Raw genomic sequence first — 257 nt, 5'->3', positions numbered from 1 at the left:
TAATTATTTACCTCCTTTCGCTTTAATTTCTTGTTCGATAGTGTTTAAAATGGTGTCATCTTGTGAGATTATCATTTTGTAAGCTTGTTTTAAATCTTCTTGATTGATTTCGTTTCTTCGTGTTTCTCCTTGGCCTCGGTTTTTGGCGAAGGTTGCTACTGTTGTTTTTAAAAGGTTTTCTAGAGTACGGTTGGCTTTTTTAAATTCTTGATTAACTGGTAATCTTTCTAAAGCTTCATTAATTACTTCATATAAAT

Annotated in this window: 1 pseudogene; it reads right to left on the bottom strand. The window is 31.1% G+C overall.

Annotated features, from left to right (window positions below):
• Nucleotides 1-3: 3 nt before the first annotated feature.
• A pseudogene (locus ON17_RS02080) lies at nucleotides 4-257 on the bottom strand (ATP-binding protein); the annotation flags it as partial.

It is taken from the genome of Poinsettia branch-inducing phytoplasma str. JR1 (assembly GCF_000309465.1).
Classification (GTDB): Bacteria; Bacillota_I; Bacilli_A; order Acholeplasmatales; family Acholeplasmataceae; genus Phytoplasma; species Phytoplasma pruni.
The sequence above is the reverse complement of the archived record's forward strand: the minus strand, read 5'-3'. Positions and strand labels throughout refer to the sequence as shown.